This is a genomic window from Neobacillus sp. B4I6 (assembly GCF_050434045.1).
GTDB lineage: Bacteria > Bacillota > Bacilli > Bacillales > Cytobacillaceae > Neobacillus.
Genome location: NZ_JBNPWB010000002.1, coordinates 2,040,388 through 2,056,452 on the forward strand (window position 1 = coordinate 2,040,388; position 16,065 = coordinate 2,056,452).

The window sequence follows — 16,065 nt, forward strand, 5'->3', positions numbered from 1 at the left end:
TTATAACTTTGTGAAGAATTGTACTTAAAGTAAACTGCCCCGTTAGAATTCCTGTAGAGAGCTATTTTTTACGTTAGAAAAAAATAGAGCCCCTCAGTAAGATGATTATACACACACAACACAAAATCATCTCTTAGGAGGAAGCTCTACTATGAAGTTTAAAATGCAAGACAAACAAAATCAACTAATTGAAAGAATTTCGATCAGACATCTTATTGTCGGAATTGATATAGCTCAACAGTTTCACGTTGCTCGTGCTGTTAACTTCCGTGGAATTGTTATTGGTGACCCTCTAACTTTCGAAAATAATGAAGATGGATTTGCTAGATTGATACAATGGATTAACCGTTTAAAAGCCTTAAAGGGCTTAGATACAACGATCGTTGGAATGGAACCCACCGGACATTACTGGGTAAACCTTTCTAAATGGCTCTATGAAAGAAATATTGAAGTCGTAACAGTAAACCCCCACCTAGTAAAAAGAAATAAGGAAAATCGAGATAACACTCAATCGAAAAGCGATAAAAAAGATGCCTTAGTTATTGCTGATATGGTGAAGAATGGTTACTATTCGTTTATTCGCCCTTCCTCAGAAACCTTTGAAAAACTGCGAGTCTTAATGTCTAATCGTGACATGACCGTGAAAAGATTGGTAAGTGCTGTAAATCAGATAAATCGTTGGGTAGATATTGTTTTTCCAGAACTTCGGCAAGTGTTCAAAGATGTTAAAGGTAAAGGGGCAATCGCCACACTTCGCTTATTCCCTACCCCACATGAAATTAGTTCAATGAAACCACAGGAAATCGTTAATGGCTGGAAAACCTTAATGAAACGACAAGCTGGATTAAGAAAAGCACAACTAATTATAGAATTAGCTGCTCATTCTGTTGGTACACCACAAGCACTGGACGCTTATAAATTACATCTGGAACAATTACTTGAAGAATTTGATTTGGCTACAGCCCAGCTAGAAAGAGTTGAAAAGGAAGTCACTGAAGTTCTTAAACAAATACCTTTCTCTAGAAAATTGCTTGCCATTAAAGGTATTAGCGAAATTGCACTTGCCGGGATTTTAGGAGAAGCAGGAGACCTCAGTAGCTTCGCTCATGGTAATTCTTTATTACGCCATGCTGGGTTACACTTAGCAGAGGCTAGTTCAGGTAAATGGAAAGGACAAATTGTCCTCTCAAAACGAGGAAGGTCCCGTTTGAGACGATTTTTGTACCTAGCCACAATGAGCCTTGTCATGAACAACAAAGATTTTAAAGAACTCCATTCTAACAATGTTAAGGTAAAAAAAATGAAGAAAATGAAGTCTATCATGAAACTAATTAATAAATTCGCAAGAATTCTAGTAGGAATGGCAAGAAAGAATGAATCTTATAGTTCCGAAAAAGTACAACCTTTTTTCAATGGCTGCTTAATATAATTTTTCAACAGATCTTCAATTACAGGAAAATTAACTAAGCTAATACATTAATACATTTCGAATATTGGCTTATTCGTAGGATTTCAAAGAAAGTACGAAGGACCGGATTTATTGTGCATAAGGGCTCTGACCCGTTCCGTTAGAAAGACCGGCATCTACCACTTGGATAGGTATGACGAAGGAATGAAAGGGCATTTGACCCGTTGAGACATGGGAGCGAAAACCTCCAAGGGTGGCGTGGAGAAACGTACAGTATAATGGAAATTAATGGAGATATTACTACCTCCTTTATTTAAGTACGCCTTCATGTAGCCTAAATGCTAACAACGCATTTCTTCAGTCCCCTAAAATTATTACAAGTGATTTGAAATCCTGCGAATAAGTGAGTATTCGAGAGATAATCGTATCTAACTGAGGGAGCACAATAAGAAAAGCCGCCTTCGATTGATGGCAGCACTCCTCTTCAAAAAATCAGTTTATATAAAACAAATCCAATTATTATTACAATAATTAGTATTCCTGTCCTTTTCCAACCCATACCACCAGTTAAATCAGTTAAATTCCCATTACTTCCTCTATTTAATGAATCGTTTAAAGAACCAGTTGGATTATTTTTTATTTCACTTTGTCTTAATCGTTCTCTTTTTTCTTCAGGCGTTTCATCGTGTTTATTTATACTAAATACCCCCTACGAATAGTTTCTATTATGAATATATTCTATATTTTATCGTCTATACCTTCTTACACTAACCTCCCTCAATAAAGAAAGCAAAATCTCACGATTTCTCCGTTTTTCTTAGATTTTCATAGTAGTTTACCTTCCGGTAATCACTTAATAGTTGGGTGAACATTACTGAAAAGGATAAAACTGGACCCTTTGAGAAAAAAGACTTATAGCCCACCAACCAATAACCTGGAAGAAATTGGTTGTTGAGTCAAAATATGATCGCACTGGTGGATGTCCACATTTCTCATGGAGGTCAACCCTCCCATGCCTCACAGAGTCTTCGCTCTCAAATTCCTTCGTCCAACCTTTCCATGAGGTGGATGTCAGCCATGCTGCCCCACAGGGTCCTTGCCCGTAATTTAGTTGCTTTGCCGACTAATCCGTGCTTCAAATGTACCCAAATCTATAATGCAATTACTATTTAATCTAATTTAAAACAGAATTAAGCAGCCAGTTCTGCCTTCTTTGTTACTGACACATGAGGAATATCCTTTAACATCTTTTCTTCGCTAAATTCAAATTGCTTTTTACCTATGCTAAAGAAAATACGGATCAGCTTATTACATAAAGCAATAAGGGATTGCATCTTCTTTAATGGATTATCAGAACGTTGAGTATAGTAGGCATGTAATTCTTTAAAAGCTGAATTCTTAGCTACTAGTATCATACATACTCTAAACAACAGGGCCCTTAGTTTCTTACGTCCCCTCTTTGTGATGGTCGTTTTCCCCTTGTGCTTACCGGATGTATTTTCTTTTAAACTTAAGCCAGCCAGCTTAATAATTTGTCGGGGATGAGTATAATCATTGAGGTCACCTACTTCCGCAAAGAAACCGGCAACCGTATCCCTTCCAACACCTTTAATGGCCAACATTTGTGGTACACCTGGTATTTCATCAAGTAAAATATCTATTTTTGAATCTAATTCTTCGAATTTAAGCTGGATTAAATCATATTTATCTAGTAAAGTTTTCAGCTCCAGTTTAGCCATATCAGAGCCTTGCCGAAGTCCAATGGACTTACTGGCTGCTTGCTTTAACTCTCGTATCTTATTAAGCCCCACACTCCGGGAAACTGCTTTTCTTAAGTGGGCAAGCAGTTCTACTTCAGAGAATTTTACTATCTCATGCGGTAAAGCATATAGTTTTAAGAATTGTAATGCTGCCTTGCCTTCCCACTTCTTAAAGACCGTTAGAAATTCTGGAAAGTACCGATCAATCCAGTTATGAACCTGTCCTTGGACGGTTTGGAGGTCATCAGTTAGAAGATCGCGAATTTTCTTTGCCACTCGGAGCTCGGCATAAACTCCTTGTGGGATAGTAGGTTCGGCGTATCTTCCGTCTTTGACCAGCTGAGCTATTACTTTGGCGTCCTTTACATCATTTTTAGTTGGCATTATCATCGAGTTCCTTGCTTTTCTTTACATGCAAGGGATTGACTACTACAAACTTAATCTCATTTTCTTTCAGAATATGTGCGAGGTTGAACCAATAGTGGCCAGTTGGTTCCATTCCAACCATCACTTTTTCCATGTCTTGTTCTCTCTTCAGTTCAGAAATCCATGTAAGAAAATGCCCGAACCCCTCTTTTGTATTTTCAAAATAACAAGGTGATCCGAACTCCATTCCTCTAAAGTCCTGGGCACGTGCCACATGCTTGAATTTAGCAATATCGACTCCTATAATAAGAGTTTGGGAAGTAATTTGAGCAATCTTCTTATTTTGGTTATAATTCATTTTAAAGCCTCCTGGTATTTGAGTGTTGTCCTTTTTCGCTGGCCAGCTTCAGGACACTCTTATTCTACCAAGAGGTTATTTTTTTGTTCAAACCTCATTTTCACTCATTACAGGAATGCTGCCCCGTTAGCCATCCATGCAGCGCAAAAATCGGCGCTGCACCACAGAGAATGAAAATGGATTATGCGGTCGATACTGTTTTAATGGCTGGCGAGGAAGGTCGATGAACTATGGTGCCATAGAGCCCGTCCGTTAGTCTGACTACAGCGACCACGGTGCACCACTGACTGTCGCACCCTATATGGGTAGCACGTATGGGAGATTAACCCTTTTCTGGTTGTTGCACCAGCCAAGCCTTTTTTATACCACTTGAAGGAATGATCCGCTGATTTTATTTACACAAATTGAATATATGATTTACTTATCTAAAGGCTCAGCCTTTTTTTAAAAAAGATATTTTCTGAGTCTATTTTGTTATGCTCTTTTTTAGATTTTTAGCTTTTTGAATTTTCATGGGAGTGGAACAAGCAAAAAAAGCTGCCTTAAAGACAGCTTTGATCATCGCTAACGCACCTTTTAGTAAAATAAGTTCAGCCAGATATTTTTGGTTGAACCCACTAATTCACTGTCGGTCCACTATTTGGCGAATAATTCATCATATCTCCACCAATTACGAAGCTTTATATATGGAGAACTAAATCATAAGCTTAGTAGGGGTAGTACCAGTGAAGCTGTCACCACCAGCAATAAGGAAATGTCAAGATTACAATAAGTTATTTAAATTTAATACTTCAAACAGGCATACCCCCGTCCTGTTTTAGATGGGGGTAAATTAAAGTTGTTAAATTTTTTATAAAGTATGCTTTAGCATTAAAGTCGTTTAAAAATCTAAGTTTTACTCCGCAATCGTGCCCGATTCTTGAATAAGTAGTTACCAACTATTAGCTGGTTTTGTGGAACAACCAAAAAGAGCCGTAGAAGGAAAATAATCCTAGAGTTCACGAAAAAATATTCATACATTATATATTATATCTGCATTTCTAATTGGTTTCTCTATATTCAAGTAATGTTTTTCTCCTAACCAGTATCTTCTTTTATATTTATTTAGTCTAGCTTGACACCGAACTCATGCCAAGGAAGTTGCTTAAATTTCGTGCCTAACTTTTTGGGTTCAAATCAAACGAAGATCCTTTTGTGATGCTTTTTCAACTAAAGTGCATGTGACTAAGGAGTTATTTTACTGCTTTAACATTTTGTCTTTTGTTATTATGGTCACTTCTAGTAAACCCTCCACACCGTCTCATACGATAAAATTAAGAGTTTTTCTACAACCTTATAAAAAAGAAACTTATAAAAAAGAAAGAAGACTGCTACTCCATCTTATTAATCTTTTAAAAATGTTAGTAACCCTTCATTAAATTCTTTTGCATGAGTTGCGTTTAATCCATGCGGACCACCCTTTATTAGAACGAGCTTACTACCAGGAATGGAATCATATGTACGTTTTCCACTTAACTCAAAAGGTACGGTTGCATCAGAGTCACCGTGAATAATAAGCGTAGGTATATTGAACTTTTCCAAGTCCTTTCTAAAATCTGTCTTACTAAAGGCAGTAATACAATCGAGCGTTCCCTTAGGTGATGCACTAGCTGCAATATCCCGATTATATAAACGGAATGGCTCACTAACTAAATCTGTTCGATTGCCAGCCGCGAAAAATCCCTTCGTAAATTCTTCAAGAAATGCAAGGCGGTCATTTATCACGCCACTTTTGAATTCTTCAATTGCTGCATCATCTAATGCCCCTTCGGGATGTTCCTCTGATTTGTATAAATAAGGAGGAACTGCTCCAGCAAAAACAGCCTTTTCAATACGATCTGTTCCATACGTACTAATGTATCTAGCTACCTCACCTCCACCCATAGAAAAACCAACAAGTGTGACATTTTGAAGATCTAAATGTTCTAAAAGTTGATGTAAATCAGAAGCAAATGTATCATATTCATATCCTTCCCACGGCTGAGATGATTTTCCAAAGCCTCGACGATCATATGTTATGACTCTGTAACCAGCTTCAATAAGAGCTGGTACCTGATATTCCCAAGAGCGCCCACTTAAAGGCCAACCATGTATTAAGACAACGGGTTTTCCTGAACCATGGTCCTCATAATAGAGTTCAACTGGAGCTTGATTTTCATTACCTACAGTAACTTTTGCCATATAAATTTCCTCCCCATTAATTTTCATTATTAAACCTATATTCTTGCCTCTCTGATCAAAAAACTCTTTACTCAAAACATTTAAAATATATTATTTTGAATAGTGTTTATAGGATAATAATATTCCATACTATCAAAAATGTAAAATTCTGTAAAAATAAACATTAAATCAATTAATATATTAGATTATAATTTATTTGTAAAAAACATTTAAATCAAGGTGTATAAATTATTGAAAAATATTGTAGAACTTAAACTGGAAAATCGAATTAGAGATTTCTAAGCAACTCCAAAAAGTTGAAATGAGGAATCACAGCCCTCCCTAATTACATCAAGGCTAATTTGTCGATTTCACTCTGTAAATTTTAAGTTATTTACAAAAAATTTAATTTGTATTACTAAAGTTTAAAAGACCTACGATACCAGTGAGCCGCAGCTTCAACTTCATCAGCAGTCAATTGATGCCCCCTATTTTCCCAATGAATTTCAACTTTTGCATTAGCCTTCTCCAATAAAGATTGAAGTTCGGTAGATTCCATCGGCGAACATATGGGATCATTTTTACCAGCAGCAATAAATACTGACTTTCCCAACAAATCAGGAAGAACAATTCCTTTTCTCGGTACCATCGGGTGATAGAGAATTGCTCCCTTTAATGCATTTTGATAGTGAAATAATAAACTAGCAGCTATATTAGCTCCATTTGAGTAGCCAATAGCAATGATGTTTTCTCGATCAAAATTATACTTTGCAGCAGAATCATCAAGAAACAGATTTAATTCTTCCGTACGGAAAATCAGATCTTCTTCATCGAATACACCTTCAGCTAATCTTCGAAAGAATCGAGGCATTCCATTTTCCAATACATTTCCGCGGACACTTAGCACTGAAGCTTCGTCATCAATTCTTCCCGCTATAGGTAATAAATCTAATTCATTTCCGCCAGTACCATGTAGTAATAATAACGTCGGTTTTGTTATATCTTTACCCTTATTAAATATATGTTTCATGATTGATCTCCCTCCAGAACGCGAACTTCCACAGTAGGTAAGGCTTCTTCTAATTCTTCTCGTTTTGGCTCCAGCCAAGATGGTAACATCAGTTTATTTCCAAGCTCAGCGACAGCTTCATCAACGGAAAAGCCTGGCGGATCGGTCGCTATTTCAAAAAGGATACCGCCTTGTTCATGGAAATACACAGCCTTGAAGTAGTTTCGATCACGAATCTCAGTCGGATAATAATCCTTATCTTGAAGAAGTGTTCTCCATCTCAAAAGATCTTGGTCATCCTTTGCCCTCCATGCGATATGGTGAACAGTTCCAGCCCCTTTTAACCCGCGAACCGAAGGTGTTAGCTTAATATCAATTGTATTTCCAAACTGACAATCCGATTTAAACCTAAGGAAGCTCGCTTCTTGCCCAAGACATTCGAGCCCTAATACGTTTTCAAGCACATTCGCAGTTTTATTAGGCTGAGTTGAAATTAAAATAGCACCACCAAACCCTTTAATTGCAACCTCTGAATCGACTTCTCCAAAACTCCAATTATTTTTTGGCCCTTCATTTCGTTCCACTAATTCAATTTCGAGACCATCTGGATCTTGAAATTGTAAATATTTTTCTCCAAAACGTACTGATTGAATAAACCTAATTCTAAATTTTTTCAAACGATTTTCCCAAAATTTAATCGATTGATTCGGGATGATAAAACTGGTTACCCCAACCTGTCCTGTTCCAATTCGACCTTTTAACTGCTTTGGCCACGGAAAAAAAGTTATAACAGATCCGGGTTGACCAGTTTCATTTCCAAAATAAAGATGATAGACTTCTGGACGATCAAAGTTTATCGTCTTTTTTACAAGTCTTAACCCCAGTATGCCAGCATAAAAATCAATACTTCTTTGGGCATCGTTCACCATTGCTGTTATATGATGGATCCCTGTTGTTTTTTGCAACCTCACCATTCCCATTCTTTTCATTACTTTGATCAAGAAATTAATTAGGTCTCTATATGGAAAAAATCTTACCTGATTTTGCATAATTTGTACCAGCTAAACAGCTCACAACTCTAATTCTCTTACCTCAAATGGTAATAAACTTTGTTTAATCTGCCCTCTAGACTGTTCATACTGCTCTGGCAACATTAATTTTTCTCCCATCGTCGCTTCAGATTCATCGTGAGCAAATCCTGGAGGATCTGTTGCAATCTCAAAGAGAATTTCCCCGTGTTCTTTAAAGTAAATCGCATTAAAATAGTTTCGATCTCGTACAGGAGTTACCCCATATCCGTTTTCCTCAACATATTTTTGCCATTCCAATTGGTCTTGATCATCCTTTGCCCGCCATGCAATGTGATGTACGGTTCCAGCACCCATTGTCCCGCGTCCTATTGGCGTTAATTTTAAGTCAATGACATTGCCAATTTCTGCTGAAGAACGGTAACGTGCAAAGTCGCCTTCCTTGCCGATTAATTCTAGTCCCAATATGTTTTCTAACAATACAGCCGTTTTGTCAGGATAGGTCGATAATAAAGTAGCACCGCCAAAGCCTTTAATAGCTACCTCAGGTGTTACCCCGCCAAAGGTCCATGTATTTACTTCCCCTTCTTCCCTTTCAACAATTTCCAAGTGTAGCCCATGAGGGTCATCAAATTCCAAGTATTCCTCGCTAAAGCGCTCCCTTACAGTAAAAGGAATATTGAAGGATTCCAGTCTTTTTTTCCAGAACTTCATAGCTCCTTTTGGAACAACATAAGATGTAACGCCTACTTGACCATCACCAATTTTTCCTTGACTAGCTCCTGCCCATGGAAAAAATGTCATGATTGTTCCTGGTTTTCCACCCTCATTACCAAAATAAAGATGGTAGGTACCTGGGTCATCAAAATTGACAGTTTTTTTCACTAAACGTAAACCTAATACACCTGCATAGAAATCAACATTCTCTTGAGGATGACCAACAATTGCAGTAATGTGGTGAATACCCATCGTTTTTTTACTCATTTTATTTTCACTCCCATTTTTATTTCTGGTTAGACACTAACCTTAAAGAAGCATCGCCAATTTGTCGATAATTGTATATACGACTTTATGGGTGTTTTTTCCTTTGTCCGAAGTTTTTTATTGTCTATAAATATTGGATCTTTAATTTTATTAAAAAAAGAAGCATGGAAATTATTCACAATACCCATTATTAAGTTGGTTAAATAAAGGGGTATCGCCCAACATTTTCGATATCAAAGTGATATTGATGATATATGATTTCCAATGATTCATATGAAGGTCAGAAGGAGATATAGTTGAGGTTTACAGGCACTCTACCACTAGTGCTGATATGTCATTACCTCCTATGGTTTTTGAATTTTCCTAAGTAAATCTAGAAGCTGTTTTTTTCCTTGTAATTTAAGTTGGAAAATTGTGATGCCTGAAATTGTTCTTGTTTTGAAACAACTTCATAAAAAAACTCTTTTCCAACCTCAGTCAATGAAAGGTATTTTGTTTTCCATTCCTGCTCCCGATTAATCAATCCCAAATCTTCCATTTTCCTTAACAGTTGAGTAATATTGCCTTTCGTAACAAAAAGCTTGTTTGCTAGTTCTTGTTGTGACAATCGTTCATGAGAACCCACTTGAACCAAGATATCGAATTGAGCTGCAGTTAGATTCCATTTTTTTAAATGTTGATTGAATTCCCGAATACTCTGGTTATATATTCGTGTTATTCGAAACCATAACATTAATCCTAGTCGTTCCTCTTTTTTAGTTGAGGAGCGATTCGTTATATTATCTTTCATGGATGTCACCTATTCTTATTTTGTTACAATCGATTTATGGATAAACTGATTTAATGTCAAATGTAATATCAATATATACAAATAAACCAGTACTATAGTTTGATACTGGTTTATTTGATGCTTTTATTTATGTAGTTGTTAATTTAGCATAGATGATAAAAAACAGGGTTAATTGTCCTATTATCATAATATTTGGTACTACTACAATCAAATCAATAACAAAAAAGACTGCTAAAATCCCTAAAAACAAGCATAAATGATAAATTTTCAAACGGTGTTGTTCAAACCTGTATTGATGAAAAACAATTGTAGTTGACAGGAAATAGAGCAATACAGAACCAAAAACAAAATATAGGATAAAAGAATATTGGACCTCATGTAAAAATAATAGCCTAATGGATGCTGCAACCATACTCAAAGACATTAAAATAAACAGATGACCGTAAATAATAATTTGACCGGAAGTTTGTCTAGACTTGTTGAGTTTCTTCTCCATGTTATCGAAATATTGCCACCACATCGAAATTATGAGGATAAATGAAATGATCGCAAAGCTTATTGAATCCCAATTTCCTTGTTTAGGTTGAATGACCGCAAGAGTGCTTATAAGAGCTTCCCCAAAGAGAATAATGGAAAATAGACCAAATCTCTCTAACAAGTGGGCTGTATTTGTCGGAACCTTTTCTAAACACTTTCTTCCAAGCAGTGGGATAATAATATCGATAAGAATTCCGAAATACAACACAGCATACCGAATCCAAGAATCAAAAAAGACGGATAATAATGAAATAACGATTCCAATCCAAAAATATCTTCCTAGAAAGAGTGCTGCTTGCTTACGAACTCCTGCTTCTATCCGCTGGACAATAAGATATTGGATCGCAGTCACGGCCCTTAACCCAATATAACCTATTAAAAAAGAAAGATAATAAGGATCAAAATCAGCTGATAAGCTTGATGTCATTATTAGGACAAAAAACATTTGCAGGATCAAAAAGATTCGTTGATAAAATAAATCTTTTCCAAAACGGTTAACAAAGATGGTTTGCCCTACCCAAGCCCACCAGATCGGAATGAAAATTAAGACAAACTTTACTAAATACTCTACATGGATATGACCATCTTCAACATGAAGTAAAACATGAGTTGCAGCCGCAACCGCCGCCACAAATAACAAATCATAAAAGAGTTCTAACCACGTGACTTTCTTTTCTTCCATTTCTGCACTCCCTCCAATTTTTTTATAGTTACTAGTATGCTGGAAATATATAGTGATTGGAAGAGAAAATAAATAGACATAGTCTATTTGCCAAAGCTTGCAAACACAAGCCAATAATAAGAAAACTAATGAGAAATCCTTACATCCTATTTTTTTGTACTAAACACTTCATTAAATTAAACAGTTTGAAGATTAGGCATAAAGCCACTTTTTTATATTGGTATATCATGGTAATATGAGGTGATTTTAACAAGGGAGGAAATATATGACAAAGACCATAGGCCTTATTTGTGGTAGTTTACGAATAAACTCTTATAATCGAATCATTGCTCAATCATTAACAGAGATGGATGATTCCCATCAATTTCGTTGGATCGAGATAAATAATCTACCTTTTTTTAATGAAGACTTAGAAATAAGTGTTCCAGAAACAGTGACATCATTTAAATCTGCTATCCAGGACGTTGACGGTATCATTATTGTAAGTCCAGAGTACAATTCTGGAATTCCAGGCGTATTAAAGAATGCATTGGACTGGGCATCAAGACCTCGGGAATCCGCTGTTCTTAGCAGAAAACCGGTTGGCCTAATTGGAGCAACTCCTGGGGGGTTAGGTACTGTTTATGCTCAGATGCAAATCAGAGAAATACTAGAAACTATGCAAGTTCATGTTCTTCCATTTCAAAAAGTGCTGATTTCTCAAGTACATGAAAAGATTGATTCCGATCAGAAAGTGCTTACTGACGAACAAACAAAACGTTATCTTCAGCGTTATTTACAACAATTTATAAATTGGATAGATAAAACCCTTGTTTTAGATAAATAGAAGTAGAGCAAGCATTTTTAAAAATAAATCTGACGTTTTTTCTGATTTCAAGAAAATTATTGACGTTAATATAAGTTTAGCTATAAACTGATTGTGGCAAATGAAGGAACTTATGGTAAATATTCCAATGTTTAAACTTTCTTCATTACTTTAATTTTAGGAGGAATACATAATGTCTGATCTCTATTCTCGTATTTCCAAAGATGATGCTGTCGTTCTTTTAGTGGATCATCAAACTGGCCTTATGGCTGGACTAGTTCGTGACTATGGTGTTGATGAATTCAAAAACAATGTTTTGGCTCTTGCTCACACTGCTAAGTTTTTTGATTTACCAGTTATTTTAACAACAAGCTTTGAAAACGGACCTAATGGACCACTAATGCAAGAATTGGTTGATCTCTTTCCTAACGCGCCAAAAATAGCTCGTCCTGGACAAATTAACGCATGGGATAATGATGATTTTGTAAAAGCAATCGAAAAAACTGAAAAAAAACAACTTATCATCGCGGGCGTAGTTACGGATGTTTGCGTTGCTTTCCCGGCACTTTCCGCTATAAAAGCTGGGTATGAAGTATTTGCTGTTACTGATGCTTCAGGAACTTTCAGCAAACAAGTTGCAGATGCCGCCAATACGCGTATGGCACATAGTGGCGTGCAACTTATGAACTGGTTTAGCGTAGCGTGCGAATTACAACGCGATTGGCGCAACGATGTCGAAGGTTTTGGCAATTTGCTTGCTAGTAATCTTCCAGGTTATCAAAATATAATTGGAAGCTATATGGGAGCTCAGCGAGATCTCAGTAAACAAAATGCATAAATTTATTCCTAAGAAATAGCTATAAATCACTTTTTTAAAAAGTGGATAGCATAAATTTAGCGCTGATTTAATCAGCGCTCCTTTTTAAATAAGAAGTATAGCAAGGCTTTTATTTTTTCGATTACAGCTGAAACTAATAATTGCCTTTAAGATGAAACAATTTTAAAAAAGGAGTGTTTTATTATGAGTAATTTAGAATTGTTAACTCCGGAGAACAGTGCATTAATTTTGATCGATTTTCAGCCCCAAATGACTTTTGGAGTTGCAAGCATTGACAGACAAACATTAATGAATAACGTTATGCTGCTTGCTAAATCAGCAAAAGCTTTTAACGTACCTACTATTCTTACTACAGTTGAAACACAAAGCTTTTCTGGTTATTTTTGGCCACAAATTCTTGACATATTCCCAAACCATGAAATTATAGAACGTAGTTCAATGAACTCTTGGGAAGATTCAAAATTTGTTGAGGCAGTTAAAGCAACAGGTAGAAAGAAATTGATATTTGCAGCTCTTTGGACTGAAGTTTGCCTTGCATTCCCTGTGCTTGAAGCAATTAAAGCTGGCTATGAAGTTTATGCAGTTGATGATGCTTCAGGTGGCACTAGTTTGACAGCACATAACGCTGCTATGCGTCGTGTAGAACAAGCTGGAGCAATTCCAGTGACAGCAATTCAAGTTTTACTTGAATACCAACGTGACTGGGCACGCAAAGACACTTATGATGCTGTTATGGAAATTGTAAAAGAACACACTGGCGCTTATGGTCAAGGCGTGGAATACGCATATACTATGGTACATGGCGCGCCTCCAAGCAGGAAAATATGAATCAAGAAACAGTAACTGCCGGAGAAAATCAAACAGGGAACACTATGGATGCTGGCGGTCCAGTAACAACAATTGTTACATGGGAAATTCAAGAAGGTAGAGAAAAGCAGTTTGAAACGTGGAGACATGAAATCGAAGCTGCCGCTACTGAATTTCCAGGGCATTTAGGCGTAAATCTAATAGTCCCCAATAACGGATCCAGAGAGTATACTGTTGTTTTTCGCTTTGATACGTATGAGCATCTACGTGCTTGGCAAGAATCAGATATTCGTCGAGATTTGTTAAAAAAGGCAGAACCATTTCAAGCTACTAATCCAACTTACAAAACTGAAAGCAGTTTGGCTTATTGGTTTGTTACTCCGAAAACGCCAGTTCCACCCCCAAAATGGAAAATGTCTATTGTTACCGTTCTTGGTGTATGGCCTCTTAGCATGTTGGTTCCTATAGTGATAGGACCTATTATAAAAAATATGAATCCTATTATGTCAGCCTTTTTTGGTTCAGTATGTATAGTGTCCTTGCTATCATGGGTAGTAATGCCGATTCTCGGTAAAATATTTCATCCATGGTTACAGAATAATAGGAAGTAGACGAGGTGTGAACATGAATTTACCGGATATGATCTTATATAACGGAAAAATCACTACCCTTGACCCATCTCATCCTGAGGTATCGGCTATTGCCATAACTGATGGTTTAATCACTGCAGTAGGTGGAGATGAGCTTCTAGATAGTGCCACAGAAAAAACCAAAAAAATAGACCTTAAAAGAAAGAGAGCTATTCCGGGCTTGAATGACTCTCATATACACGTTATTCGTGGCGGTCTTCATTATAATATGGAATTGCGCTGGGAAGGTGTGCCATCACTTGCTATTGCTCTGGAAATGCTTAGAGAGCAGGCAAGGCGGACACCTGCTCCCCAGTGGGTAAGAGTAGTTGGAGGTTGGTCTGAATTTCAATTTAAAGAAAGACGGATGCCAACTTTGGAAGAGATTAATACTGTTTCTGAAGACACGCCTGTCTTTGTGCTACATCTTTACGATAGAGCACTTGTAAATCGTGCAGGGCTGCGTGCACTGGGATACACAAAAGATACCCCAGACCCTCCGGGCTGTTTAATTCAGCGAGATAAACGAGGTAATCCAACGGGTCTTTTAATTGCCAATCCTAACGCTTCTATTCTATATTCAAGTTTGGGTAGAGCTCCAGTACTTAATATTGACGACCAGATTAACTCTACTCGCCATTTTATGCGCGAATTAAATAGATTAGGTATCACAAGTGCCATTGACGCAGGTGGTGGATTCCAAAATTATCCTGATGATTACAAAGTTGTTGAACATTTAGCCGAGAATGATCAATTAACTTTGCGTATTGCTTATAATCTATTTACGCAAAATCCAAATCATGAATATGAAGACTTTGCTTCATGGGCAAAAATTGTTTCTCCGGGTCAAGGAAATGATAAGTATAAAATGAATGGTGCCGGAGAAATGTTAGTATTCTCGGCAGCCGATTTTGAAAAATTTCAAATGCCGCGGCCCGACCTAGCTACGGTGATGGAAGCTGACTTAAAGAAAGTAATTTCTCTATTGGTGGAAAACCGTTGGCCATTCCGTTTACATGCAACTTATGACGAGTCAATAACACGTTTCTTAAATGTTTTTGAGGAAGTCAACAGAGAAATTCCTTTTAATGGTCTACGCTGGTGGTTTGACCATGCAGAAACAATCTCAGATCGTAGTATGGAACGTGTTAAGGCTTTAAATGGCGGTATTGCCATCCAAGACCGCATGGCTTTCCAAGGTGAATACTTTGTTGATTTATACGGAAAGGAAGCTGCAAAGCATACTCCTCCGATTTATCGTATGCTAGACCTGGGTATACCTGTTGGCGCCGGTAGTGATGCAACGAGGGTTTCCAGCTATAACCCTTGGGTTGCTCTTTACTGGATGGTTGCAGGAAAAACCATTGGTGGTCTTTCGATATACGATGAAAAGAATAAACTTGACAGAAAAGTAGCTCTGGAACTATATTCCAAAGGAAGTGCATGGTTCTCCGGCGATGAAGATAAAAAGGGTACCCTTGTAGTAGGTCAGTTTGCTGATATTGCTGTATTGTCTGCTGACTACTTTACTGTGCCAGAAGAAGAAATCAAAGACCTTGAATCATTACTCACCATTATGGGTGGGCAGGTTGTTTATGGAAATGATGAATTTAAAAATTTATCACCTGAATTGCCACCAGCATCACCTGATTGGTCACCGACGGGAGTTTATGGTTATGGTGGTGCTAACCTAGCCCACAATATACTTTCTCACGATGCCCATGATCACAAACATAGTTGCAGTAACCCTCTCCATCAACACACTCATACCGTAATAGGAAAAGATGGAACTAAATGGGGTATTGGTTGTACTTGCTTTGCTTTCTAATAAGGGTTTGGGCCGAGGTCGGACCCAAACATAAAAA

Annotated in this window: 13 protein-coding genes and 2 pseudogenes; 7 read left to right on the plus strand and 8 right to left on the minus strand. The window is 37.1% G+C overall.

Annotated features, from left to right (window positions below):
• The first annotated feature begins 151 nt into the window (after positions 1–151).
• A complete protein-coding gene (locus QF028_RS12190) occupies positions 152–1,429 on the plus strand; it encodes an IS110 family transposase (RefSeq protein ID WP_429465718.1) in 1,278 nt (425 codons plus the stop codon).
• A gap of 463 nt (positions 1,430–1,892) precedes the next feature.
• Here QF028_RS12190 and QF028_RS12195 read toward each other — a convergent pair whose 3' ends face one another.
• The gene (locus QF028_RS12195) at positions 1,893–2,105 is read right to left on the minus strand and encodes a DUF6366 family protein (protein WP_429472296.1); all 213 of its coding nucleotides are present in this window, start codon (positions 2,103–2,105) and stop codon (positions 1,893–1,895) included.
• A gap of 493 nt (positions 2,106–2,598) precedes the next feature.
• Positions 2,599–3,892, minus strand: a pseudogene (locus tag QF028_RS12200) (IS110 family transposase).
• Positions 3,893–3,975: 83 nt separating this feature from the next.
• On the opposite strand from QF028_RS12200, the gene QF028_RS12205 reads away from it, so the two are divergent.
• Positions 3,976–4,119 (plus strand): hypothetical protein, encoded by a 144-nt coding sequence (locus QF028_RS12205; RefSeq protein ID WP_429465720.1) that lies wholly within the window; start codon positions 3,976–3,978, stop codon positions 4,117–4,119.
• Between the two features lie 1,156 nt (positions 4,120–5,275).
• Here QF028_RS12205 and QF028_RS12210 read toward each other — a convergent pair.
• The 6 genes and pseudogenes from QF028_RS12210 to QF028_RS12235 all read right to left on the minus strand — a co-directional run bounded on the left by QF028_RS12210 (position 5,276) and on the right by QF028_RS12235 (position 11,121).
• Positions 5,276–6,112, minus strand: coding sequence for an alpha/beta fold hydrolase (locus QF028_RS12210; protein WP_429465722.1), 837 nt, complete (start codon positions 6,110–6,112; stop codon positions 5,276–5,278).
• Between the two features lie 397 nt (positions 6,113–6,509).
• A complete protein-coding gene (locus QF028_RS12215) occupies positions 6,510–7,121 on the minus strand; it encodes an alpha/beta hydrolase (RefSeq protein WP_429465724.1) in 612 nt (203 codons plus the stop codon).
• The gene (locus tag QF028_RS12220; RefSeq protein ID WP_429472298.1) at positions 7,118–8,065 is read right to left on the minus strand and encodes a ring-cleaving dioxygenase; all 948 of its coding nucleotides are present in this window, start codon (positions 8,063–8,065) and stop codon (positions 7,118–7,120) included. The genes QF028_RS12215 and QF028_RS12220 overlap by 4 nt, the downstream gene beginning before the upstream one ends.
• A 105-nt stretch (positions 8,066–8,170) precedes the next feature.
• Positions 8,171–9,112, minus strand: a complete 942-nt coding sequence (locus tag QF028_RS12225) for a ring-cleaving dioxygenase (protein WP_429465726.1) — start codon at positions 9,110–9,112, stop codon at positions 8,171–8,173.
• A gap of 344 nt (positions 9,113–9,456) precedes the next feature.
• Positions 9,457–9,902, minus strand: a pseudogene (locus QF028_RS12230) (MarR family winged helix-turn-helix transcriptional regulator).
• A gap of 127 nt (positions 9,903–10,029) precedes the next feature.
• On the minus strand, positions 10,030–11,121 hold the full coding sequence (locus QF028_RS12235) for a low temperature requirement protein A (RefSeq protein ID WP_429465728.1): 1,092 nt from the start codon (positions 11,119–11,121) through the stop codon (positions 10,030–10,032).
• A 265-nt stretch (positions 11,122–11,386) separates the two neighbouring features.
• Between QF028_RS12235 and QF028_RS12240 the strand changes: the two genes are divergently transcribed.
• The 5 genes from QF028_RS12240 to QF028_RS12260 all read left to right on the plus strand — a co-directional run bounded on the left by QF028_RS12240 (position 11,387) and on the right by QF028_RS12260 (position 16,028).
• Positions 11,387–11,947 (plus strand): NADPH-dependent FMN reductase, encoded by a 561-nt coding sequence (locus tag QF028_RS12240; protein ID WP_429465730.1) that lies wholly within the window; start codon positions 11,387–11,389, stop codon positions 11,945–11,947.
• 172 nt (positions 11,948–12,119) lie between these two features.
• Positions 12,120–12,764, plus strand: a complete 645-nt coding sequence (ycaC, locus tag QF028_RS12245; RefSeq protein WP_429465732.1) for an isochorismate family cysteine hydrolase YcaC — start codon at positions 12,120–12,122, stop codon at positions 12,762–12,764.
• 183 nt (positions 12,765–12,947) lie between these two features.
• Positions 12,948–13,592: a hydrolase gene (locus QF028_RS12250; RefSeq protein WP_053535280.1), complete on the plus strand. Its 645-nt coding sequence runs from the start codon at positions 12,948–12,950 to the stop codon at positions 13,590–13,592.
• Entirely contained in the window at positions 13,589–14,182 is a 594-nt protein-coding gene (locus QF028_RS12255; RefSeq protein ID WP_307268409.1) for an antibiotic biosynthesis monooxygenase, read from the plus strand. The genes QF028_RS12250 and QF028_RS12255 overlap by 4 nt, the downstream gene beginning before the upstream one ends.
• A 13-nt stretch (positions 14,183–14,195) precedes the next feature.
• Positions 14,196–16,028 carry an amidohydrolase gene (locus QF028_RS12260; RefSeq protein WP_429465735.1) on the plus strand — a complete coding sequence of 611 codons (1,833 nt, stop codon included), beginning with the start codon at positions 14,196–14,198 and terminating at the stop codon, positions 16,026–16,028.
• Positions 16,029–16,065: the final 37 nt, after the last annotated feature.

Excerpts from the sequence above, each read along its gene's own strand:
- QF028_RS12190 (WP_429465718.1), top strand. The coding sequence starts at position 152 with ATGAAGTTTAAAATGCAAGACAAACAAAATCAACTAATTGAAAGAATT.
- QF028_RS12250 (WP_053535280.1), top strand. The coding sequence starts at position 12,948 with ATGAGTAATTTAGAATTGTTAACTCCGGAGAACAGTGCATTAATTTTG.
- QF028_RS12255 (WP_307268409.1), top strand. The coding sequence starts at position 13,589 with ATGAATCAAGAAACAGTAACTGCCGGAGAAAATCAAACAGGGAACACT.
- QF028_RS12225 (WP_429465726.1), bottom strand. The coding sequence starts at position 9,112 with ATGAGTAAAAAAACGATGGGTATTCACCACATTACTGCAATTGTTGGT.
- QF028_RS12215 (WP_429465724.1), bottom strand. The coding sequence starts at position 7,121 with ATGAAACATATATTTAATAAGGGTAAAGATATAACAAAACCGACGTTA.
- QF028_RS12260 (WP_429465735.1), top strand. The coding sequence starts at position 14,196 with ATGAATTTACCGGATATGATCTTATATAACGGAAAAATCACTACCCTT.
- QF028_RS12210 (WP_429465722.1), bottom strand. The coding sequence starts at position 6,112 with ATGGCAAAAGTTACTGTAGGTAATGAAAATCAAGCTCCAGTTGAACTC.
- ycaC (WP_429465732.1), top strand. The coding sequence starts at position 12,120 with ATGTCTGATCTCTATTCTCGTATTTCCAAAGATGATGCTGTCGTTCTT.
- QF028_RS12235 (WP_429465728.1), bottom strand. The coding sequence starts at position 11,121 with ATGGAAGAAAAGAAAGTCACGTGGTTAGAACTCTTTTATGATTTGTTA.
- QF028_RS12240 (WP_429465730.1), top strand. The coding sequence starts at position 11,387 with ATGACAAAGACCATAGGCCTTATTTGTGGTAGTTTACGAATAAACTCT.